The sequence below is a fragment of the Bergeyella zoohelcum ATCC 43767 genome (assembly GCF_000301075.1).
Classification (GTDB): Bacteria; Bacteroidota; Bacteroidia; order Flavobacteriales; family Weeksellaceae; genus Bergeyella; species Bergeyella zoohelcum.
This window is the reverse complement of record NZ_JH932293.1, coordinates 2,122,601-2,144,459: the sequence shown is the minus strand read 5'-3', so window position 1 is coordinate 2,144,459 and position 21,859 is coordinate 2,122,601. Positions and strand designations below refer to the sequence as shown.

Sequence of the window (21,859 nt, the reverse complement as noted above, 5' to 3'; positions counted from 1 at the left end):
ATGAAAAGAAGTACGATGGTATTTTTGGTGTTCATATCTTTTATGATGTGGAACTGTAAAAAGGAAAAATCTCCAGAAAAAGCAGCAGTGGTAGAAACGCCAATGTTAGAAAAAAAAGATACAGTAATGGTAGAGGAGCATCCAGAGTTGTACGGAATTTACTCTGGAGACTTTGAGGTAGATTATTCGGAGGGCAGTGATGATTATGAAGCTGTAGATCATCGTCTTGCCTACAAGAAAATTTCTATTAAAATTAACCGCATAGCCCATGATTCAGTGTATGGACATAGTATAGTAACAGGGAATCAAAGACCATTTGTAGGAGTGTTTGATTCCGAGGCTAAATCATTTACCCTTAATGAGCCTGGAGATGATAAAACCGATGGCAAATTTGAACTCCAGCTTCGTGGAGATAGCCTCGTAGGCAAATGGATGGTGTATGATACATCTGCGGTGAAGATTCCTAAAAAGCTGGTTCGTCTGGTCAAAAGAAACTTTGAGTACAATCCTAATTTGATGCTGGATAAAGATTCTGAACTTATTGATTGGGATAATCCTAAGGAGTTTATTTCTAAATATATAGATCCAGATACGGGAATGGAAGAACAATTTACAGATTTGCAACAGAGAATAGCATCAGATGCCGTGTTTAAAATCAATGCTTCTACACAAAAACTTACAGAGAAAGATTTGAAAAACCTCAGAAAGCTGGATATGGAAATCATTAAAAATATGATTTTTGCTAGACATGGGTATTCGTTTAAAAAATACACTTACCGTCAGTTTTTTGAGCACACAGACTGGTATATCCCAATGTATAATAATGTGGATGATAGGCTTTCTCAATTGGAAAAAGATAATGTCATCCTCCTTAATCGAATGATAAAATATGCTGAAGATCATTATGACTCTTTTGGGAGATAATGATTTTTAATACAGAATATACTTTTCAATAGTATTACTTTTTGAGATTTTTGTTTTACAAAGGTATTAGCCCCTCTTTCCTAAAGAGGGGTGCCTTTTTGGCGTGGAGGATTTATCAATAATATTTCCTACATTTGTTTCTATGGAATTATTTGCGGAAGTGGTATTGCCCTTACCCATGAAGGGAACATTTACCTATGAAGTACCTGTACAAGAGCGTTCTGCTATTCAAAGAGGATGTAGAGTTTTGGTGCCTTTCGGAGGAAAAAAAATCTATACGGGAATTGTCTTTGCACTGCATAATGACGCTCCCACAGAATACCACGCTAAAGCTATTCTTAGTGTTTTAGATCAGCAGCCCATCCTCTCGGCTCAGCATTTGAATTTTTGGCAATGGCTTTCGGAGTATTACCTTTGTTCTTTGGGAGAGATTTATCGTTTTGCTTTTCCATCGTCTCTAAAATTAGAGAGTGAAACCTATGTAAGCCTAAAACCTGGTGCAGAGATAGATCATCAGAATTTAGATGCCAATGAGCTTTATCTTATTCAAAATTTGGAAGTAAGACAATTGGTCAGCCTCAAAGAGATGGAAGCTTTTATTCCAAGAAAAAACATTGTGGAGACGGTAAAATCACTTATTGATTTACAATATATTGTCATTGATGAGAAAGTAATAGAGCAATACAATGCTAAAGAAGTAAAATACATTCGGTTAAAAAATAGGGCACAGGTTTTTAGTGATTTACCTGCCATTCTTGCCCAGCTGAAAAAAGCACCTAAACAAAAGGAAATTTTACTTTACTTGGTGGATTATGAAACTGAAAACCCAACACTGCCACTGAAAAAATCAATGCTTCATCAGCAAATTGTTTTTTCACAGACTCAGCTGAATGCTTTGGTGGATAAAAAATGGGTAGAAGAATTTACCATGCAGGAAAGTAGACTGGGGCAGTATGAGGGGGATACGGAAATTCTAGATCAGCTGACGGATGAACAGCAAGATGCTTTGTCTCAAATTAATACCGCTTTTGGGCAAAATCAAAATGTCTTGCTTCATGGTGTTACTTCATCGGGAAAAACACATATTTATGCTGAAAAAATACAGGAGGTTTTAGAACATGGAAAAACGGCTTTGTACTTGGTGCCGGAAATTAGCTTAGCGAAACACATCCTCCTTAGGCTAGAAAAGAAGTATGGCAAAGCGATTGTGAGCTACCATAGTAAACTTACTGATTTTGAGAAAGTAGAAATTTGGCAAAAAATTCTAAAAGGGGAAATTAAAGTGGTCATAGGTACACGAGCTGCACTCTTTTTACCCCTTAGTCATTTAGGGCTTATTGTGGTGGATGAAGAACATGATGCCAACTATCGCCCTAGAGAAGTACAGCCGTATTTTAATGCCAAGGATGCAGCCATTGTTTTGGGTAAAATAATGAATGCCCCTGTGATTTTGGGCTCTGCCACACCTTCGTTAGAGAGTTATTATCTCGCCCAAAAGGGAAAAATGGCAATGGTAAGCCTCAAAAAAAGATTTGGAGAGGTAGAGCTACCTAAATTTTATATCCAATCAATCAAAGAGTTTCAGGAGCAGAAGAAAATGGTGGGTAATTTTACTGCCCTTACTTTGGAATACATAGACCAAGCCGTGAAGCATCATAAACAGGTAATGGTGTTGCATAATAAGCGAGGATATTCTAGCGTCATAGAATGTGAAACTTGTGGCTTTGTTTCCTATTGTTCTAATTGTGATGTGGTGATGACTTACCATAAAACAGCCCATGAACTGAAATGTCATTACTGTGGTCATCGTGCAGTTCGGCCTACGGAATGTCCTAAATGCAGTTCTAAAAATCTCAACTCTAAAGGGATAGGGGTGGAGAAAATTCATGAGGAATTACAAAGCGTATTTCCTGATTTTGCCATTGATAGAATGGATATTGATGCCATGCGAAAGAAATTTGCTTACGAAAGATTGTATGAAAAAATAGAAAACGGAGAAACGCAAATCATCGTGGGTACACAGATGATGTCTAAGGGGTTAGATTTTGATGCGGTAGATTTAGTAGTAATTCCTAGAGCAGATCATTTGCTTTATTTTCAAGATTTTAGAGCAGAAGAAAGAGCGTATCAGCTCATTCATCAGGTGGCCGGTAGGGCAGGACGCAGCTCGGGGCAAGGGAAAATCATTATTCAGGCATTGAATCCTCAGCATCAGGTATTTATTACGGCACAGCATCAGGACAATCATTCGGTTTATCAGTATCTTTTGGACGAAAGAAAAAAATTTAATTACCCTCCCTTTACTCGGCTTATTTTAGTGGAGTTTAAGCATAGGAATGAAGATAAAGCGAGGAAGGCTATGGATTTTTTAGCACATATTTTAAGAAATCATATTCCTGAGCCTTGTATTTTTGGGCCTAGTAAATCTCCTATTCCCAAACTTAATCTGATGTATCAGTATCAAATTTTATTGAAACTCCCCAAAAATAAATTTGTGGAAATGAAAAAACATTTGGAATACGCTTTGGAAGAATTAGACACCATTGATGCGTATAAATCGGTTAAAAAATATGTGTTGGTAGATTATTAGTAAGCGTTTTTAGTAATTGTATTTTCATTTTTTAAGGGAAATGGCTTATCTTTGGCTGAATCATTCTTAGCTATGAAAAAATATTTTATCACGATAACTACTGTAATTTCAGCCACTATTTTAGGACAAAATATCCAAAATAATCCGGGGAGCAATCACGGAAATAAATTTGAACAGCTCGGTACTATTCTTCCTACACCTAATGCCTATAGAACGGCTTCTGGGGCACCAGGACAGGCGTATTGGCAAAATCGTGCTGATTATAATATTCAGGCGTATTTAGATGAAGATAAAAGAGTGCTGTATGGCTCAGAGACGGTGACTTATTATAATAATTCTCCAGATGATTTAGATTATCTTTGGCTCCAATTGGATGAAAACCAACAGTCTTCGGTAAAAAATGCAGGATATGAGGCTTCTTCTACATTGCCTAAAACCACTACCATTGAAAAACTCAGACCTACAGATTTGCCCGTACAAGACAATGGCTATGGTGTAAATCTTACTAAGGTTACCGATGCCAAAGGTAAGCCACTGCATTACATGGTGAATAAAACTATGATGAGAATAGACCTCCCTAAGACTCTAAAAAAAGGAGGAAAAGTGAGCTTTAAAATTGAGTGGAACTATAAAATTCCTAATCGAATAGAGAAAGGAGGAAGAGGAGGCTATGAATATTTCCCCGAAGACGGTAATGACCTCTATACCATTACTCAATGGTTCCCCAGAATGTGTGTGTATAGTGATTTTAAAGGTTGGCAAAATAATCAATTTACAGGTCGTGGAGAGTTCGCACTGCCTTTCGGAGATTATACTGTGAGTATGAATGTACCCGCAGACCATATCGTAGCGAGTACTGGCGAGGGACTTAATTTTAAAGAAGTGCTTACCCCAGCACAGTACCAAAGATGGCAACAAGCACAAAATGCTGACCAGCCCATAGAAATCGTTACTTTAGCAGAAGCCGAAAAGGCGGAGAAATCCAAATCTAAGGAGAGAAAAATTTGGAAATTCTCAGCGAAAAATGTTCGTGATTTTGCTTGGACTTCCTCCCGAAAATTTATTTGGGACGGGATGAAAGTACTTATCCCTGAAAATAATAATAAGGTAATGGCGATGAGCCTTTACCCCAAGGAAGCCTATCATCTTTATCGTAAATTCTCTACCCATGCTGTAGCTCATACCATTAAAACTTACTCAGAATACACCATTCCGTATCCATATCCAGTGGCACAATCTATTGAAGCGGCCAATGGTATGGAATATCCGATGATTTGTTTTAATTATGGGCGAACGGAAAAAGATGGCACCTACTCTGAAGCAACGAAATACGGTATGATAGGCGTTATTATCCATGAAGTAGGGCATAATTTTTTTCCGATGATTATCAATTCCGATGAAAGACAATGGAGCTGGATGGATGAAGGCCTCAATACCTTTGTAGAATATCTTACGGAAGAGAGATGGGACTCTAAATTTCCCTCTAAACGAGGACCTGCATGGACGATTGTGGACTATATGAAACTGCCGAAAGACCAACTGGAACCTATTATGGTCAATTCCGAAAACATCATTCATTTCGGGCCTAATGCCTACGCAAAACCCGCCACAGGGCTGAATATCCTTAGAGAAACCATTATGGGTAGGGAGTTGTTTGATTCCGCTTTTAAAACTTATTCCAAAAGATGGGCTTTCAGGCACCCCGAACCAGCCGATTTTTTCCGAACGATGAATGATGCCAGTGCAGAGAATCTCGATTGGTTTTGGAGAGGCTGGTTTTACGGTACAGACCCTGTGGACATTGGTATAGAAAAAGTAACCGTGGCTACTGCTCATGTGAATCCCGAGCTGAAACAAAAAATGATTCAGTACAAGGTGGAAAAACCAAGGCTCAATGCTTTTGAGGATATTTCTAAAATCCGAAATCAGGCAGATGCTACCCTAAAATACTATGTAGAGGAGACTCCAGAAACACAAGATTTTTATTATCGCTATGCCCGAGGACAAGAAACGGTGGATACCGAAAAGATACATTACCAAACTATTCCTGCTACCGCACCACTGAGTGCTACAGAAAAAGTAAAAGCTCAAAATATTACCGCTTACCAAATCGATTTTAAAAACATCGGAGGAATGGTAATGCCTATCATCCTTGAATTTACCTTTGAAGATGGCACGAAACTAAAGGATAAAAAATCAGCTCAGATTTGGAGAAAGAATGAGCAGAGTGTATCGCTTACTTATTATTTTGACAAAAAATTAAAGTCAATACAATTAGACCCTATGCGTGAAACAGCAGATATAGATACTTCTAATAACTATTGGGGAGAACTATCTGAGCCTACTTCTGAGTTTGAAGTGTTTAAATCTCAAAAGGCAACCACCCGAGGAGCATCTGATGGTAGGCTAAATCCTATGCAGGCGGCAGAAAAAAAATAATAGTAACCATTAATCAACAAGATGATTATGATTCAAAAATTACTTAAAACGGTTTATCTCGTGGTGATGACTGCATCGTTATCTCTATTAGGGCAAGAGCACTTTGATGAAATAGCGAAAAGAAAAGGCTATGGAAAAGCTGAAATTACCCTTAAAGATGGCACTACGAAGAAAGGTTATATCGCAAGTCATTATTTTTCTAATGGCATTATGCGTTACAATGAAAAAGATCATTCCAATATTTGGGCACTTAGCAATGAAACACTTTACTTCTTTGAAAATCCTAAATTAGGCTTTAAAAAAGTTCATCTAAAAGAAGTGAAGTATGTTGTTTTTTCAGATTACGAAGACCCTACTCGTTTAAGTTTTCATGAAAAGCTGGAGGTGGTAAGGTATAATTCTAAAGGACAAAAAAAGGACAAAAGAGATTTGGTACTTTTACCATTGATGATTAAAGGCAAACTTAATTTGTATGGGGTAACATTAAACCAACGGGTTTTTGATGGGTATTTAAGATTAGATTCAGAAACGGATGCCTATATGCCTTATGATATAGGAGTGGCCGATGTGTTTAATATGAAAAAATTTAGAAGTAAATTTTATCATGTCATTAAAGAGGTTATTAAAGATTGTCCAGAGTTTAACGCTATGCCTCAAGATGAGTTATTGGACAAATATTTCTCACTCTATGTTTCCATTAAAGAATATGGAGAACAGACCGATAATATGCTAAAAGAATCTTGGAAAATTGCCAAACAAACGGGAAAAACACGCAGTGAGAAGCTGGAAATAGCACTGAAAAATAATGTGGAAAAAAGCTCCGAAGGTTTCAGGAACTTTGTAACCGATTTTAATGAAAAATGTACCCAACCCTAATGAAACAAAAGCTCTCAATTTTTGAGAGCTTTTTTCTGCCAAAAAATCATTGCTACTTTACTCCAAATCTGCCAAAATTTCTGAATTTATTTTAAATCATGCTTTGGCAAAATATTGGAGGGGAAGAACGAGGTAATTGATAAATGAGATTTGGAAATTGGGTAATGAGATAATTTGGGGATGTAGTAATCCTTCAGTAGTACCATTACCGTTTTTTTCAATTCTTTAATCATTGTAATCTTATAAAAAATAAAAATATGTCAGTAAATTTCAAACCATTGGCGGACAGAGTGTTGGTAGAGCCAGTAGCCGCAGAGACGAAAACAGCATCAGGAATTATTATCCCAGATACAGCGAAAGAAAAACCACAAGAGGGCGTAGTAGTAGCCGTAGGAGAAGGTAAAAAAGACGAGCCACTTACCGTAAAAGTAGGTGATAAAGTCCTTTACGGAAAATACGCAGGAACAGAACTTAAATTAGACGGTAAAGAATATTTGATAGTTAGAGAGTCTGACCTGTTAGGAATTCTTGGCTAATAGCGATTAGCTATTGGCGGATAGCTTTTAATTATGAGAGATTTCAAAAAATTCACAGTATGGCAGTTGAGTCATCAGTTGGTTTTGAAAATTTATCAAGTCACTAAAACTTTTCCAAAAGAAGAAATGTTTGGCTTGGTTTCACAAATCAGACGCTCTTTCGCTTCTATTTCTTATAATATTTCGGAGGGAGCAGGGCGAAGTTCTGATAAAGAGTTTGCAAATTTTCTCAATATCGCTCTTGGCTCTTCAAACGAAGCAGAAAACCAATTGCTTCTCGCTAAGGATTTGGAATATTTAAATCAAGAAGATTTTGAAATTTTACATCAAGAATTAGTTATCGTCAAAAAACAATTGGTAGCATTCAGAAATACATTAACAAAATAATAATTCAGCGGAAAGGCAAATATCTATAAGCCAATAGCTAACTGCCAACCGCCTAAAGCATAACAAAAATGGCAAAAGAAATTAAATTTGATATTGAATCAAGAGACGCGTTAAAAAGAGGGGTAGATGCATTGGCGAATGCAGTAAAAGTAACTTTGGGACCAAAAGGTCGTAATGTAGTGATTGAAAAATCATTCGGAGCTCCGCATGTAACCAAAGACGGAGTTTCCGTAGCGAAAGAAATAGAGCTGGAAGACCGTGTAGAAAATATGGGAGCTCAGATGGTGAAAGAAGTAGCGTCTAAAACCAATGATTTGGCAGGAGACGGAACTACTACCGCTACTGTTTTGGCACAGGCTATCGTTCGTGAGGGACTTAAAAATGTAGCTGCTGGAGCCAACCCAATGGACTTAAAAAGAGGAATTGACAAAGCCGTTGCTACCGTAGTGGACAACCTAAAATCTCAATCTCAAGAAGTAGGAGCTTCTAACGAAAAAATCAAGCAAGTGGCTTCGGTTTCTGCTAATAACGATGAGGCCATCGGTTCGCTTATCGCAGAGGCGTTTGGAAAAGTAGGTAAAGAGGGCGTTATCACTGTAGAGGAAGCCAAAGGAATTGATACTACCGTAGATGTGGTAGAAGGTATGCAGTTTGATAGAGGGTACCAGTCGCCATATTTCGTAACTAATCCAGAGAAAATGGTAGCAGAGTTGGACAACCCTTACATTCTTTTGGTAGAGAAAAAAATCTCTTCGATGAAAGAATTGTTGCCAGTGCTAGAACCAGTGGCTCAACAAGGAAAATCATTATTGATTATCTCTGAAGAGGTTGAAGGCGAGGCTTTGGCTACTTTGGTGGTGAACAAATTAAGAGGTTCATTGAAAATCGCAGCCGTAAAAGCACCGGGCTTCGGAGACAGAAGAAAAGCAATGTTGGAAGATATTGCCATTTTGACAGGTGGAACGGTGATTTCAGAAGAAAGAGGTTTCACGATGGAAAATGCATCTATCGAGCTTTTAGGTAGAGCGGAGAAAGTGTCTATTGATAAAGATAATACCACAATTGTAAACGGTGCAGGAGATGAAGAGCAAATCAAAGGTAGAGTGAACCAAATCAAAGCTCAAATGGAAAGCACGACTTCCGATTACGACAGAGAAAAACTCCAAGAGCGTTTGGCGAAATTGGCAGGTGGGGTAGCTGTGCTTTATGTAGGTGCTGCTTCTGAAGTGGAAATGAAAGAGAAAAAAGACCGCGTAGATGATGCCCTACACGCTACCAGAGCGGCGGTGGAAGAAGGTATCGTAGCAGGAGGGGGTGTTGCGTTGGTAAGAGCCATTAGCTCTTTGGAAAACCTTAGCGGTACCAACCAAGATGAGCAAACGGGTATCAAAATAGTGAAGAGAGCCATTGAAGAGCCATTGAGACAAATCGTAGCGAATGCAGGTGGCGAAGGTTCGGTAATCGTAGCCAAAGTAGCAGAAGGTTCTGGCGACTTCGGGTACAATGCGAAAACCGATGAGTTTGTGAATATGCTAGAAGCGGGTATCATAGATCCTACCAAAGTAACGCGTGTAGCCCTTGAAAATGCGGCTTCTGTAGCAGGAATGCTCCTCACCACCGAGTGCGTAATCACCGAAATTAAAAAAGACGAACCTGCAATGCCTCCAATGGGCGGCGGAATGCCAGGAATGATGTAACAGACAGCGTCTGTGGCGATAAATTTAAAAGACCAATGACTCTAAGGTTGTTGGTCTTTGTTACTAAAAATAAGATTATAGTAAATATATAAAAGATTAAAAAAAATGAAAAAAGCAATTATCATTAAAGGAAAGCAACATGCTGGAAAATCTACGACAATTAGAGAAGTATGTAAAAGGTTAAATCCACAGAAAATATATATACTCAATACGGATGAAAAGAAACTTGAACAAGAAAAAATAGAAAAGATATGTAATAATATATATTTGATTAGTGTTAAAGATAAATGGATATTGGTATTTGCTGGTTCTCCAACAGAACTGAAAATAAATATTAGTTTTGCTATAGAAGTATGTATTGAGCTGGAAATTGATATTTCGTTTATGTTAGTATCGACAAGATCTTTTGAAAGAAAGAAAAATTTTAATACCTATGAAAAACTTAAAGATAAAGGATATAATATAATCGACACTATACTAATAAATAAAATAGAACAAGAAAATTTTGAAGAGACAGAGGAATGGGAGGAAAGGATAGAAAAAATAATTAATACAATAAAACAAAATTTAAACATATAATGGAACTTTTTATAAAAATACTTTCAATACCAGTTGTAGGAACTTTTTTAAAGTTTTTATACCAGTTTTTTACAAAAGAAAAAGCAAAAGAGCTCAATATAGAAAAAGCAAAATTCATATTAGATAATTGCGGAAAAGACTTTAAGAAAAGTTTTGTAATACCTAATTTGGAGGAAAGCTATTTTTATGAACGAACAGGAATTGCTACCAATTATAAATCAATTCCTTTGTATGAAGAACTAAAAAATAAATCGGGTAAAAATTATACTTGGGCAAGTATTAGAAAAGCAAAATCCCATTTTTTATTTGAAGAAAATAAAATTGTTGTAAAAGTATCTACATTTGATAAGTCTATAGCAGAAATTTCATTGTTATTGATATTATATTTATCGGTTATTTCTTTTGGCACTACAATTTTATTATCTCAAATATCTTGGGGGAAAGATTTTATACAAATGATAATAATGATATTATTTCTTATGTTTGTAGTGGGGATCGTTGCTTATGCGATTAACCCAACTATAATGGCAATGGGAATTAAGAAAGAATTGGAAAAGAATAATAAAAAATCTTTGTTAGAGGATATTTAAATTTTATTCTTTACAAAGTGTTTTCCCAAAAAATTCCATTGCAGGTAAATTTTCACAACTTGAGTAAAGAAAAATGCAATTGCAGTTTTGTTTACCCAAGTTGGTTTAATAAAATGTAAGCGTACATTAAGCCCCCGCAGAGTTGTTTTAATTAAATGTCAATTTACATTAAGTCCTCGCAGAGGTGTTTTAATTAAATGTCAATTTACATTAAGTCCTCGCAGAGGTGTTTTAATTAAATGTCAATTTACATTAAGTCCCTGCAAGTTGGGTGGAGCTAATGTATAAATTTATTATCTTTGGTGGTGTTATAAAATAGTATTGTTCAACCATTAAATCCTAAAAAATATGAAAATTTCATTACAAAGACTATCCACCAAAGACCTCGCTACTTTAGTTCAGAGAGTCATCGCTTCTTCTAAGGGCGGCAAGTATAAAGTAACCGAAGACCATCCGCTGCTTACAGCACTGGAACAGGCATACGCAGAGTATGATGTGGTCTATACCAAGCAGGTATTCAGCGGTAAAGGAAAATCTGTAGCCGAGGCAGACGAAGCCCGAGACAAAGCTTTCTCAGCACTGAGAAACTTTTTGTTCGGTTATCATCAGTTGAGCATCGCCCCAAATGCTGATAAAGCCAGGGAGCTGTACGAAATCATTAAAACCTACGGCACGGATATGGACAGGCAAACCTATTCTACCCAGACGGCTCAACTGAAAAAACTCATCGAAGAGCTGAATGAAAGTGAAAATAAAGCCAAACTCACCGCACTAGGCATCTTCCCTGCTTGGGAAGATTTGAAAACCAAGCAAGATGCCTTTGAAAATCTTTTCGCTGAGCAAAGCGAAGCCAATGCCGAACTTCGCAAAACGCCAAGTGCCACCACCCTGAGAAAGGATTTGGAGAAAGCCCTTCGCTCTTATCTGGATTTCCTCACTGCCATGAAATCTCTACCCGAATGGGAAGACCTTTATCAAGACATCAATGAGCTGGTGAAAGCCGCAAGAAATAGCTGATGTACCACTAAAAAAAGATTGCCAATGCACTGAGTGTTGGCAATCTTTTTTATTTTCTTCTTACACTGGAGGGCTACACCCGTACAGATGGCGGTACCAGCAGTTCGTATTCGCCACCATGATTGATGATTTCCCTTACAATGCTACTGCTGATAAAAGATTTTCCCGAGGAAGTGAGCAGGAATACCGTTTCTAATTTGCGGTGGGCAAGGGTTCTATTGGTATGAGCAATGGCCTTTTCAAATTCAAAATCGGCAGGATTTCTCAGTCCTCTCAGGATGAACTGGGCGTTTTTCTCTAAACAATAATCCACCGTAAGCCCTTCAAAATGATCTACCTCTACATTCCCGAAATGTGCCGTGGACTGGGCAATAAATTCCATTCTTTTTTCTAATGGAAACATGTATTTCTTCTGAGAGTTTTGCCCAATGGCGATGATGAGCTTATCAAATAAAGAAGATGCTCTCTCTATAATATCATAATGTCCTAAGGTAATAGGGTCAAAAGACCCTGGAAAAACCGCTATTTTCATTCTTATACTATCTTAATATTCATGTTGGGGGCAGTCTAAATTTACTTTGCCAATGCTTTTTCCACCTCGTTTCCGCATAGGTCTTGGATAGAGATGCCATAGTGCTTTGCCTGCTGGGGCAGTATGCTGGCAGAGGAGAAGCCTGGGTTGGTATTCATTTCTAGCATATAGGGTTCTCCGTTTACGATGATGTATTCACTTCTAGAAAAGCCCGTCATTCCGAGAGCATCATAGGCTCTTTTAGCTATTTTTTCTACTTTCTCACGCGTTTCATCATCTAGTCTTGCAGGCGTTATCTCTTGAGAAGCACCTTCATATTTGGCTTGGTAATCAAAGAATTCATTTTCAGAAAAAATTTCCGTGATGCCCACTACAGTGGTTTCGCCTTGGAAGTCCACCACACCTACGGAAACTTCTGTGCCATCTAAGAAACGCTCAATGAGGATTTCCTCATCTTCATCAAATGCAAGAGCAATGGCTTTTTCAAATTCTTCCTTGGCTTTTACCTTAGATATACCGAGTGAAGAGCCACTTTGGTTGGGTTTTACGAAACAAGGAAGCCCCACTATGCTCAGAATTTCATCGGTATCATAGCTTTCGCCTTTTCTTAGATAGACGCTTTCTGCCGAAGGAACACCGTATTTGGCAAGTACTGCCAGTGTGTCTTTTTTATTAAAAGTCAAAGCACTTTGGTAGAAATTACAGCCCGTATATTTCTGCCCAATGATATTCCAGTACGCTTGGAGCTCTCCATTTTCTCCAGGTTTACCGTGGATGGTATTAAAACAAACATCAAAACGAATTTTTTCATGATGTACCATTGCAGAAAAATCTTCTTTCAAGATGGGATATTTCTCACCATTATCGCCCAAGAGGTACCATTCGTTTTCTAAAATCACTACTTTAAAAACACGGTACAGATTTCTGTCTAAAGAATCAAAAATCAGTTCGCCACTTTTTAAGGAGACTTTGTATTCACCAGAATAACCTCCCATTACTACTGCTATATTTTTCTTTTCCATGATGATAAGCTAAAGAGAATGCACAAATGTAATGATTTTTTTATAGGCTGTTGGCAATTAGCCATTAGCTTTTTCTCATCTCTCAGTTCTAATTTCTCACCTCTCATTATGATTTTTGTCATTTTATCGAAATTTGTGGGGCAAAATTAACTTATCGTTAATAGGAACTCGGCAAATTATACCGATTTTTGCAAAAAATAATGAATAGATAATATGAAAACTATGTTTGGAAAAAAACTCTTGGCATCTGTAGTTACGCTATCCACAGCGAGTATCTATTTTGCACAAAACACCCAAGACACGCTTTCTAGCTCTAAAGACATAGAGCAGGTGGTTATCCGCGGGGTGGTGGACATTGCAAAAGATAGAAAAACACCAGTTGCCGTATCTAATGTAAGATCAGCTCAAATCATTGAAAGATTGGGGAATCAAGAATTACCAGAAATCTTGAACACCACTCCTTCCGTATATGCTACCAAGTCTGGTGGAGGTTTCGGAGATGGTGGTATTACCATGAGAGGGTTTGAGTCTAGAAACATCGCGGTAATGGTAAACGGTATGCCTGTGAATGATATGGAAGGAGGGAAAGTGTATTTCTCTAACTGGACGGGGCTTTCAGATGTTACCAGCACCATTCAGGTACAGAGAGGACTGGGGTCTTCTAAATTGGCAATTGCTTCCGTAGGAGGAACCATGAACTTTATCACCAGAACTGCCGATATGAAAAAAGGCGGAGTGGTGAGATTAGGCATCGGGAATAATGACTATCTGAAAACTTCATTTGCCTACAATACGGGGAAATCTGAAAACGGATGGTCTTCTTCATTCTTAATGGGACGCCAAACGGGTTCTACTTATATAGACCATACAGACTATGAAGCATATACTTACTATTTCGCATTAGGTTTCCAGCCGAACAGAAAGCATAACTTCCAGTTTTCCATTACTTCTGCACCACAATGGCATGACCAAAGAAGCTATGCTCCTTCTATTGCTAATTATATTAAATACAATCCTGCCAATGATGGCACACCGTATAGACGCTATAACTCTGACTTCGGATATTATACTGATAACAACGGAAGAAAAATAGCCCTATCCAACAGAGGGAATTTCTACGCTAAACCAGTAATGATGCTCAACTGGGACTGGAATATCAATTCTAAATCTAAATTGAGCTCCGTATTCTATGCCTCTAATGGTAGAGGAGGTGGACTGGGAGAAATAGGAAAAGTAAACAATAAAAGAACAAGTGATTTCCTAGATGCTTCTGGACAAATCAACTATGATGCTATCTTTGCAGCTAATGCAGCCGTAGATGCACATACCGCAAACCCAGGGGCTACGTTAGTGAGAAGAGCATCTATTAACTCCCACGACTGGTATGGTGCTTTAATTAACTTTAATCATCAGGTGAATGACCATTGGAATTTCTCCATCGGTACAGATAATAGATATTACTATGGATATCACTACCAAGTGATTTCTGATCTCTACGGAGCAAATGGCTATAAAGAAAAAAACAATGGAAATGTAACGCCTTATGTGATTACTTCTCCTAATATTGATTATAAAAAACTTTCTTGGAACCCATTCGGAGGGAAAAACACCCCACTAGAGCAGCAAGTAGGTTATTCTAATGACGGAGAGGTACTATGGTACAGCGGTTTCGGACAAGTGGAGTATGCTAAAGACGGTTTCTCAGCTTTCTTCCAAGGCTCTATATCTAACCAAGCTTACCAGAGAATAGATCACTTCGTGGTAGATGGGGTTACAGTTCAGCAAGGTAAAACCGTAAACACCAAAACAGGATTTAAAAACATTTTAGGCTATAACTTAAAAGGGGGTGCCAACTATAACATCAACAGAAATAATAATGTTTTTGCCAATATTGGGTATTATAGCAAGCAACCTTTTATGAATGCAGTGTATCCTAGTAACCGTCAGGTGTTGAATGCTACATTGACCAATGAGAAGATTTTCTCCGCTGAATTGGGCTACGGATTCCGTTCTTCCCATTTCAATGCCAATGTGAATGTCTATAGAACAGAATGGAAAGACCGTTGGCTGAGAAGAAATCAAGATTTCACCCTTCTCGATGGTTCTACTGTAAGAGGATATGCAGAGATTAACGGTATTACTCAGCTTCATACAGGGGTAGAAGTAGATGCTACCTATAAATTAGGAAAATACCTAGAGCTCCAAGGAATGTTCTCCCTAGGAGACTTCAGATATAAAGGAAACCCTACAGGTACCGCTTTTGATGAAAATAATAATGCGATAGAAGTAGCAGGAGGGTCTAATTCTTCTACGCTTTATCTGGATAATGTAAAAGTAGCAGGGTCTGAAAGTAATAGTATTCCTCAGCTGACAGCTTCATTAGGAATGACCATCAAACCAGTGGAAGACCTTAGAGTTTATGGTACATGGAGATATGTAGGTAAGTTGTATTCTTCTATTGATATAGCCACCTTCGCTAACCAAGCCAGCCAAAATAAAGGGGTACTTCAGTTGCCTGACTATAACTTGCTAGATGTAGGGATTTCATATAAACTGAAATTGAAAAACTCTAAAGAATACTTTACCATTGGAGCAAATGTGAATAACCTATTAGACACCACCTATATTGCCGATGGTGCTACAAGTATTTTTGAAGGAGATAAAAATGCGACAGGAAAAAAATACAAAGGTATAGATACAGGAAATAGAGTGTACTTCGGATTCGGTAGAACATGGTCCACCAGCTTATCATTCCACTTTTAAATCGTATTCATATCACTAAAAAATCGAGACTGCATAATGATTGCAGTCTCGATTTTTGTTTATCAGCGTTTGAATAGTTTTAAATTAAAATACAAGTGGTATTATTACTTTAAACTCTCTAATTTAGGAAGCCCTCTTTGTGGTCCCTTATGTTTGGATACTTCATTGGCAATTTCATTTCCGAATTTTACACTCTCTTCAATGGAGTTTTGATGGGATAGGGCAATGGTGAATCCTGCCGTAAATGCGTCTCCCATTCCCATTTTTTGGAGGGTGTGTTCGTGTTCTTTCCTTTCGGTTTTCAGTATTCCATCTTTATGCCAGTAAGTGGTTTCATTGGCGTTGTTACGGATGAATAATTTCTCTGAATACTTTTTGAGAAGTTCTTCAGTGGTAGCATTTTCTCCAAACAGTGTAGTAAGTTCAGATTCTTTTGCGATGATAAAGTTTACTTTTTCAATAATGTCATAGGGAAGCTTTTTGGCGGGCGAGGCGTAAAGTCCAATTTTTATCTTATGCTTAAAGGCATAATTAATAGTGAAAAAAATGACTTCAAGTGGAATTTCCATTTGTATCAGTAACCAATCGGCTTTTTCTATGGCTTTTTCTGCTTGAATGATGTGAGCTGTTTTTAGGTCATTATTGGCAGAAGGAACTACTACTATGGTATTTTGGTTTTCCGCTGCAAGTACATAGGCTTTCCCCGATTCGGAGTACGGACTTTCATTGACAAACCCTACATTAATACCTTCATCTACCAGATGTCTAAGGATTTGTTGTCCCACAGGCTCCATACCTACAGAACCGATGAAATGGACTTGAGCTCCTAGTCTAGCACAGGCTACTGCTTGGTTGGCTCCTTTTCCTCCATAGTAATTTTCGCTGGAACATGCCAAAAGGGTTTCGTTGGGTAGAGGTGTTTTTTCGGTATTGATGACTCTGTCTAGTGACGAGCTTCCTACCACTACTATTTTAGGTTTTTCAGTACTGATGTTGATGTTTTTTACTTTCATTATCCTGCAATCTCTATAAATTCAGTGATGAACTTTTGGGGTTTTCCATTTTGGTCCAATCCGATATAGCTAGCATACAACCCTTCACCCATTCCTGCCTCGAAGGCAACGATATTTTTTTCATTGTCAGCAGGAGAAAGGAAAGCATATTGGTCTATTGCTCCATTATTATCAAAGAAATATGGGTGGAAAAATTCTTCGTAGATGCCCATGTAGTCATCTCCTTTTCTTTCAAATAAAGTTTTTTCTAGCTCATTAAGCTCTATTTGTGTTTCCATGTCCATCAGGCTTCCCATACCACTTTGTACTGGATAGCCAAAGATTTCATCTTTTTTTAGCTCACGGATGTTTTGGTTAGGCAATGTGGCTAATTTCCATTCTGTGATAGGATGCTCCCCAAAAACGAGTTCAATATAAGCGATGCAATTGCTTTCTCTTTCGGTGTGAAGTGTTACTTGGAAATCGCCTTTCGGGAATTCTTGTTCAAATGCGGGCATATCGGCGGTAGTCAAGGGGTCACAAGCGACTAATTTTCCCGAGGAAATGTGGAGTTTTCCAATGTCAAAAGATTCGATGAGTGGATGCTCTACGAATGGTTTAGTAAATAATTTTTGAATGTTTTCTAAATGTTGCATGATAAATAAGCGTAACAATGCCCCACAAAATTAGGGATAATTTTACAAAATGTTTTTCGGGTTAGCATTCTGCTACATTGACGGCAATGGCCAGTCCGCCCTCAGAGGTCTCTTTGAACCTTTCATTCATACTTAAAGCGGTATCCCACATAGACTTAATAACTTGGTCTAATGATACTTTAGCTTTTGATGGGTCGCTTTCCATAGCGATATTTGCTGCGGTAATGGCTTTCATTGCCCCCATAGAATTTCTTTCAATGCAAGGAATCTGTACCAGCCCCGCGATGGGGTCGCAGGTTAATCCTAAGTGGTGTTCCATGGCTATTTCTGCTGCCATAAGCACTTGCTGGGGAGTTCCGCCCATGATTTCGGTAAGTCCGCCTGCAGCCATGGCTGCGGAAACGCCTATTTCCGCTTGACATCCCCCCATGGCAGCGGAGATGGTGGCGTTTTTCTTAAAGAGTGTACCTATTTCTCCTGCTACTAAAAGAAAACGGATAATGGCGTCTTCTCCTATGTAAGGAGTAAAGGTTTGGGAGTACATCAGCACAGCGGGGATTACTCCACTTGCACCATTGGTAGGTGCAGTGATGATTCTTCCGAAACTGGCATTTTCTTCATTCACGGCAAGAGCAAAACAGGATACCCATTTATTGACATTATTAAAATTTTGTTCACTATTTTTTACCAGTGTCATCCATTCGTCTGGATTATTATGACTTTGGTTTTTGAGTAGTGCTTGGCTGAGTTTGGCAGCTCTCCTGGAAACATTTAGTCCACCAGGGAGGATGCCTTCTTGAGTCATTCCTTTATAGATACATTCCTTGATTTGTTCCCATATATAAAGGGCTTCTTTTTGGGTTCCCTCTCTTGTTCTCCAGCTTTCTTCATTGAGGAAAACGAGATCTGAAATTTTATTTATATTCAGTTTTTCTACATTTCTGATGATGTCTTTACCGCTATGGCAAGGGTAGAGGGTGCGAATGCATACTTCTTGCATAGAGTTTTCTTCTTGAGTAGAGATAAAACCACCTCCCAGAGAATAGTAATCTTGTTCTAAATGAGTTCCGTCACGAAAAATGGCTTTGAAAATCATTCCATTAGGATGAAAATCTAAGGAAGCGTCCATGTGGAGTACCAAGTGGTGTCCATAGATGAAAGGGATGCTATGTTTTCCACCCAAGAGGAGTTTTTCAGAAGTTTTTATCTCTTGGATGTATTGATTAATTTTTGTGGTGTCAATGCTTCGGAAATCATGGCCTGAAAGTCCCAGCATTCCTGCAATATCGGTTCCATGTCCTATCCCTGTTTTAGCCAAAGAACCATAAAACTCTACGAAAATCTCTTTTACTTCTTCTAGGGAACGCTGATGCTCTATCAGATTAAGAAAACTTTCTGCAGCATTCCACGGCCCCATGGTATGAGAACTAGAAGGACCTATTCCTACTTTTATTATTTCAAAAACACTGATAGATTGCATGAGGTATTATTATATTAAAGCGTTGTTTTTCTGGTTTAATGAAATACTTTAGTAATAGTTGGTGTTACTTAAGATAGAATCGTAATTGGCTTTTGAAAGTATGTCATGTTTAAAAAGAGAGGGTAGGTGGATATCTTCTTTCAGTCGGTTTTGAGTGGTTTGTTGGAAATTAAATTCCATTTTTTGTCCATTTTTCAGTGTGATAAAAACTGCATTTTCTTGTCCGTAACCGATGAGTCCTCTGAATTCCCCTTGAATATCATTCCCTATGAATCGTATTTTTTCTATTTGCTTAAAAGGGTAATCGTTTCCATTGATGTGGATATGGTTTTCGTGGAGGCTCATATTTCCTATTTGCTGATTTTTTCTTTTGTTTCTAAGAAATACGAAATGGATAATGCCTATGATGATGAGTCCTATCAAAATCATATTCATAGTAAAAGTTCTCTCTAAAATTTCGTCTTTGTATCTGAACAAAGGAGGAAAGAGAGAGAGCATAAGCATCCCGAGAATAGAAAAAATCATGATGAAGATAAGTATTCTGATGATTTGTCCTACAAGGGTGTTTTTTGATTTTCTCGGATGAAAAAGCGGATACATAGTACAGTTTAGGCTTTCTTTACAAACTCAGATTTGAGTGCCATAGCACCGAATCCGTCTATTTTACAATCGATATTATGGTCAGAGTCAGGTCTTAGGCGGATGTTTTTTACTTTGGTGCCTGCTTTCACTGGTTTTGGAGCTCCTTTTACGGGAAGGTCTTTGATGACCACTACGCTGTCTCCATCTTGAAGAATGTTTCCATTGCTGTCTATCACAGCGTCTTCCATATTGATTTCAGAAGGGTCCCATTCATGAAAACATTGGGAACAAACCATGAGATTATCTTGTGGGTAAGTGTATTCTGATTGGCACTTTGGGCAAATTATCGTATCGCTCATATGATGTTTTTTTGCAAAGATAATGAAAACATTAGTAAATTTTAGTCAAAGTTTTTCAGTGGGTGAAATTTGTAATAAAATTTTGCTTATGGAAGTGTAAAGACTTATTTCTTTATTTTTCATCCTATAATCGTATATTTGCATAAAACAATGAAATGGCATAGGTTTAATCTCCAAAAGCTGTACATAAGGTAAGTAAGATAAATATTTACGAATATTGTGGGGGATTAATAAATGTTTCATTAGCTCTAATTTTTTTCTATTTTAAATCATTATAAAACAATGAAAACTCTTATCCAAAAAGCAAAAATTGTTAACGAGAATACTATTTTTCAAGGCGATGTCCTTATAGAAAATGATACTATTGTCCGCATCGGTAATACGCTTTCTACTGAAAATGTGGATACAGTTATTGATGCCGAAGGGAAATATCTTCTTCCGGGGGTCATTGATGACCAAGTGCACTTTCGTGAGCCAGGGCTTACCCATAAAGCGACCATAGAGAGTGAAAGCCGCGCGGCCATTGCAGGAGGGGTAACTTCATTTATAGATCAACCCAATACCGTACCGAATACCGTAACGCAAACACTTTTGGAAGAAAAATATCAACGGGCAAAGGAGGTTTCTTTTGCTAATTACTCTTTCTCTATGGGGGGTACCAATGATAATTTGGAAGAAGTTCTTAAAACCAATCCAAGGGAAGTGGCAGCAGTAAAACTTTTCCTCGGTTCCTCCACGGGAAATATGCTGGTAGATAACCCCGAAACGCTGGAAGAAATTTTCGCTAAGGTCAAAATGCCTATTTGTGTACACTGTGAAGATGAAACTACCATTAAGAAAAACACGGCTGATTATATAGAAAAATATGGAGATGATATTCCTGTGAAGTTTCATCATTTGATTAGAAGTGAAGAAGCGTGTTATATTTCCTCATCTAAAGCAGTAGAACTGGCAGAGAAAACAGGGGCAAGGCTTCATATCTATCATCTTTCCACGGCGAAAGAAACTGCACTCTTCCGAAATGATGTCCCTTTAAGAGATAAAAAAATTACTGCTGAGGTATGTGTACACCATCTTTGGTTTACCAATGAAGATTATGATACCAAAGGAGGGCTTATTAAATGGAATCCAGCAGTGAAAACGCAAAAAGATAAAGATGAGCTTTGGAAGGCATTGTTGGATGATAGAATAGATGTGATTGCTACAGACCATGCCCCGCATACCATGGCTGAAAAACAGAATCCTTATACTCAATGTCCATCGGGGGCACCGTTAGTACAGCATTCTCTTTTAGTAATGTTAGAAACCTATAGACAGGGTAAGATTTCCATGGAAAAAATCGTGGAAAAAATGTGTCATAATCCTGCTATTCTTTTCAATATTGAGAAAAGAGGCTTTATAAAGGAAGGTTACAAGGCAGATTTGGTATTGGTGGATTTAGAGCAGGAATATACCGTAAATAAAGATAATATTTTTTATCAGTGTGGATGGAGTCCATTAGAAGGCGAAGTTTTTCATTCTAAAGTTACACACACTTTTGTGAATGGGCATCTTGCCTATGAAAATGGTAACTTCTCTGATGAGAGAAAAGGAGAAAGGCTGCTTTTCGAAAGAGAATAATCTCATTTTTACTAAAAAAACTTAGAAATAGAGCTGCTTTATAAGGAATAAGAATAAAGGGTTTTGAAAAGTTGTTGATTTTAATAAATTGATTTTAAGGGTATTGTATGGAGGTGAAAAGGTAAGTTCTCTTGTGGAAGTGAAATTCATTTCTGAAACTATGAATATTTAGTTTTGATATGATGAGAATTTTATATATTTGCACTACTAATAAATTT

General features: G+C 37.8%; 19 protein-coding genes. 12 read left to right on the top strand and 7 right to left on the bottom strand.

The annotated features are described in order from the left end of the window. The 10 genes from HMPREF9699_RS09775 to HMPREF9699_RS09730 all read left to right on the top strand — a co-directional run bounded on the left by HMPREF9699_RS09775 (position 1) and on the right by HMPREF9699_RS09730 (position 11,635). Entirely contained in the window at positions 1–924 is a 924-nt protein-coding gene (locus HMPREF9699_RS09775; protein WP_002664439.1) for a YARHG domain-containing protein, read from the top strand. 142 nt (positions 925–1,066) lie between these two features. Continuing rightward, positions 1,067–3,514 (top strand): replication restart helicase PriA, encoded by a 2,448-nt coding sequence (gene priA, locus HMPREF9699_RS09770; RefSeq protein ID WP_002664438.1) that lies wholly within the window; start codon positions 1,067–1,069, stop codon positions 3,512–3,514. A gap of 72 nt (positions 3,515–3,586) precedes the next feature. Continuing rightward, the gene (locus HMPREF9699_RS09765) at positions 3,587–5,953 is read left to right on the top strand and encodes a M1 family metallopeptidase (RefSeq protein ID WP_172539688.1); all 2,367 of its coding nucleotides are present in this window, start codon (positions 3,587–3,589) and stop codon (positions 5,951–5,953) included. A gap of 27 nt (positions 5,954–5,980) precedes the next feature. After that, entirely contained in the window at positions 5,981–6,829 is an 849-nt protein-coding gene (locus HMPREF9699_RS09760; protein ID WP_002664436.1) for a hypothetical protein, read from the top strand. A gap of 257 nt (positions 6,830–7,086) precedes the next feature. Continuing rightward, complete coding sequence (gene groES, locus HMPREF9699_RS09755; RefSeq protein ID WP_002664435.1) at positions 7,087–7,365, top strand: co-chaperone GroES; 279 nt, start codon at positions 7,087–7,089, stop codon at positions 7,363–7,365. A 33-nt stretch (positions 7,366–7,398) separates the two neighbouring features. Further along, entirely contained in the window at positions 7,399–7,752 is a 354-nt protein-coding gene (locus tag HMPREF9699_RS09750; RefSeq protein WP_002664434.1) for a four helix bundle protein, read from the top strand. Between the two features lie 68 nt (positions 7,753–7,820). Beyond that, positions 7,821–9,449 carry a chaperonin GroEL gene (groL, locus tag HMPREF9699_RS09745; RefSeq protein WP_002664433.1) on the top strand — a complete coding sequence of 543 codons (1,629 nt, stop codon included), beginning with the start codon at positions 7,821–7,823 and terminating at the stop codon, positions 9,447–9,449. A gap of 105 nt (positions 9,450–9,554) precedes the next feature. Next, positions 9,555–10,028: a hypothetical protein gene (locus HMPREF9699_RS09740; RefSeq protein ID WP_002664432.1), complete on the top strand. Its 474-nt coding sequence runs from the start codon at positions 9,555–9,557 to the stop codon at positions 10,026–10,028. Continuing rightward, positions 10,028–10,618, top strand: coding sequence for a hypothetical protein (locus tag HMPREF9699_RS09735; protein WP_002664431.1), 591 nt, complete (start codon positions 10,028–10,030; stop codon positions 10,616–10,618). Before HMPREF9699_RS09740 ends, HMPREF9699_RS09735 begins: the two co-directional genes overlap by 1 nt. Positions 10,619–10,966: 348 nt before the next feature. Next, entirely contained in the window at positions 10,967–11,635 is a 669-nt protein-coding gene (locus HMPREF9699_RS09730) for a DUF6261 family protein (RefSeq protein WP_002664430.1), read from the top strand. Positions 11,636–11,708: 73 nt separating this feature from the next. Here HMPREF9699_RS09730 and coaD read toward each other — a convergent pair whose 3' ends face one another. Together coaD and HMPREF9699_RS09720 are read right to left on the bottom strand one after the other, a co-directional pair. After that, on the bottom strand, positions 11,709–12,167 hold the full coding sequence (gene coaD, locus HMPREF9699_RS09725; protein ID WP_002664429.1) for a pantetheine-phosphate adenylyltransferase: 459 nt from the start codon (positions 12,165–12,167) through the stop codon (positions 11,709–11,711). Positions 12,168–12,208: 41 nt separating this feature from the next. Beyond that, on the bottom strand, positions 12,209–13,189 hold the full coding sequence (locus HMPREF9699_RS09720; protein WP_002664427.1) for a D-alanine--D-alanine ligase: 981 nt from the start codon (positions 13,187–13,189) through the stop codon (positions 12,209–12,211). A gap of 213 nt (positions 13,190–13,402) precedes the next feature. On the opposite strand from HMPREF9699_RS09720, the gene HMPREF9699_RS09715 reads away from it, so the two are divergent. Next, positions 13,403–15,952: a TonB-dependent receptor gene (locus HMPREF9699_RS09715; RefSeq protein WP_002664426.1), complete on the top strand. Its 2,550-nt coding sequence runs from the start codon at positions 13,403–13,405 to the stop codon at positions 15,950–15,952. Positions 15,953–16,056: 104 nt separating this feature from the next. Here HMPREF9699_RS09715 and HMPREF9699_RS09710 read toward each other — a convergent pair whose 3' ends face one another. The 5 genes from HMPREF9699_RS09710 to HMPREF9699_RS09690 all read right to left on the bottom strand — a co-directional run bounded on the left by HMPREF9699_RS09710 (position 16,057) and on the right by HMPREF9699_RS09690 (position 20,021). Then, a complete protein-coding gene (locus HMPREF9699_RS09710) occupies positions 16,057–16,965 on the bottom strand; it encodes a ribokinase (RefSeq protein ID WP_002664425.1) in 909 nt (302 codons plus the stop codon). Beyond that, positions 16,965–17,600: a DUF4241 domain-containing protein gene (locus tag HMPREF9699_RS09705; protein WP_034985935.1), complete on the bottom strand. Its 636-nt coding sequence runs from the start codon at positions 17,598–17,600 to the stop codon at positions 16,965–16,967. Before HMPREF9699_RS09705 ends, HMPREF9699_RS09710 begins: the two co-directional genes overlap by 1 nt. 61 nt (positions 17,601–17,661) lie before the next feature. Continuing rightward, positions 17,662–19,080, bottom strand: a complete 1,419-nt coding sequence (locus HMPREF9699_RS09700; RefSeq protein ID WP_002664423.1) for an L-serine ammonia-lyase — start codon at positions 19,078–19,080, stop codon at positions 17,662–17,664. Positions 19,081–19,128: 48 nt separating this feature from the next. Next, positions 19,129–19,680, bottom strand: a complete 552-nt coding sequence (locus HMPREF9699_RS09695; protein ID WP_002664422.1) for a hypothetical protein — start codon at positions 19,678–19,680, stop codon at positions 19,129–19,131. A gap of 8 nt (positions 19,681–19,688) precedes the next feature. Continuing rightward, positions 19,689–20,021: a zinc ribbon domain-containing protein YjdM gene (locus tag HMPREF9699_RS09690; protein WP_002664421.1), complete on the bottom strand. Its 333-nt coding sequence runs from the start codon at positions 20,019–20,021 to the stop codon at positions 19,689–19,691. 282 nt (positions 20,022–20,303) lie between these two features. On the opposite strand from HMPREF9699_RS09690, the gene HMPREF9699_RS09685 reads away from it, so the two are divergent. Further along, positions 20,304–21,641, top strand: coding sequence for a dihydroorotase (locus HMPREF9699_RS09685; RefSeq protein WP_002664418.1), 1,338 nt, complete (start codon positions 20,304–20,306; stop codon positions 21,639–21,641). Positions 21,642–21,859 lie beyond the last annotated feature (218 nt).

What these genes read in the sequence shown, in the direction of transcription:
- HMPREF9699_RS09775 (WP_002664439.1), top strand. Translation starts at nt 1, where the DNA reads ATGAAAAGAAGTACGATGGTATTTTTGGTGTTCATATCTTTTATGATG.
- priA (WP_002664438.1), top strand. Translation starts at nt 1,067, where the DNA reads ATGGAATTATTTGCGGAAGTGGTATTGCCCTTACCCATGAAGGGAACA.
- HMPREF9699_RS09765 (WP_172539688.1), top strand. Translation starts at nt 3,587, where the DNA reads ATGAAAAAATATTTTATCACGATAACTACTGTAATTTCAGCCACTATT.
- HMPREF9699_RS09760 (WP_002664436.1), top strand. Translation starts at nt 5,981, where the DNA reads ATGATTCAAAAATTACTTAAAACGGTTTATCTCGTGGTGATGACTGCA.
- groES (WP_002664435.1), top strand. Translation starts at nt 7,087, where the DNA reads ATGTCAGTAAATTTCAAACCATTGGCGGACAGAGTGTTGGTAGAGCCA.
- HMPREF9699_RS09750 (WP_002664434.1), top strand. Translation starts at nt 7,399, where the DNA reads ATGAGAGATTTCAAAAAATTCACAGTATGGCAGTTGAGTCATCAGTTG.
- groL (WP_002664433.1), top strand. Translation starts at nt 7,821, where the DNA reads ATGGCAAAAGAAATTAAATTTGATATTGAATCAAGAGACGCGTTAAAA.
- HMPREF9699_RS09740 (WP_002664432.1), top strand. Translation starts at nt 9,555, where the DNA reads ATGAAAAAAGCAATTATCATTAAAGGAAAGCAACATGCTGGAAAATCT.
- HMPREF9699_RS09735 (WP_002664431.1), top strand. Translation starts at nt 10,028, where the DNA reads ATGGAACTTTTTATAAAAATACTTTCAATACCAGTTGTAGGAACTTTT.
- HMPREF9699_RS09730 (WP_002664430.1), top strand. Translation starts at nt 10,967, where the DNA reads ATGAAAATTTCATTACAAAGACTATCCACCAAAGACCTCGCTACTTTA.
- coaD (WP_002664429.1), bottom strand. Translation starts at nt 12,167, where the DNA reads ATGAAAATAGCGGTTTTTCCAGGGTCTTTTGACCCTATTACCTTAGGA.
- HMPREF9699_RS09720 (WP_002664427.1), bottom strand. Translation starts at nt 13,189, where the DNA reads ATGGAAAAGAAAAATATAGCAGTAGTAATGGGAGGTTATTCTGGTGAA.
- HMPREF9699_RS09715 (WP_002664426.1), top strand. Translation starts at nt 13,403, where the DNA reads ATGAAAACTATGTTTGGAAAAAAACTCTTGGCATCTGTAGTTACGCTA.
- HMPREF9699_RS09710 (WP_002664425.1), bottom strand. Translation starts at nt 16,965, where the DNA reads ATGAAAGTAAAAAACATCAACATCAGTACTGAAAAACCTAAAATAGTA.
- HMPREF9699_RS09705 (WP_034985935.1), bottom strand. Translation starts at nt 17,600, where the DNA reads ATGCAACATTTAGAAAACATTCAAAAATTATTTACTAAACCATTCGTA.
- HMPREF9699_RS09700 (WP_002664423.1), bottom strand. Translation starts at nt 19,080, where the DNA reads ATGCAATCTATCAGTGTTTTTGAAATAATAAAAGTAGGAATAGGTCCT.
- HMPREF9699_RS09695 (WP_002664422.1), bottom strand. Translation starts at nt 19,680, where the DNA reads ATGTATCCGCTTTTTCATCCGAGAAAATCAAAAAACACCCTTGTAGGA.
- HMPREF9699_RS09690 (WP_002664421.1), bottom strand. Translation starts at nt 20,021, where the DNA reads ATGAGCGATACGATAATTTGCCCAAAGTGCCAATCAGAATACACTTAC.
- HMPREF9699_RS09685 (WP_002664418.1), top strand. Translation starts at nt 20,304, where the DNA reads ATGAAAACTCTTATCCAAAAAGCAAAAATTGTTAACGAGAATACTATT.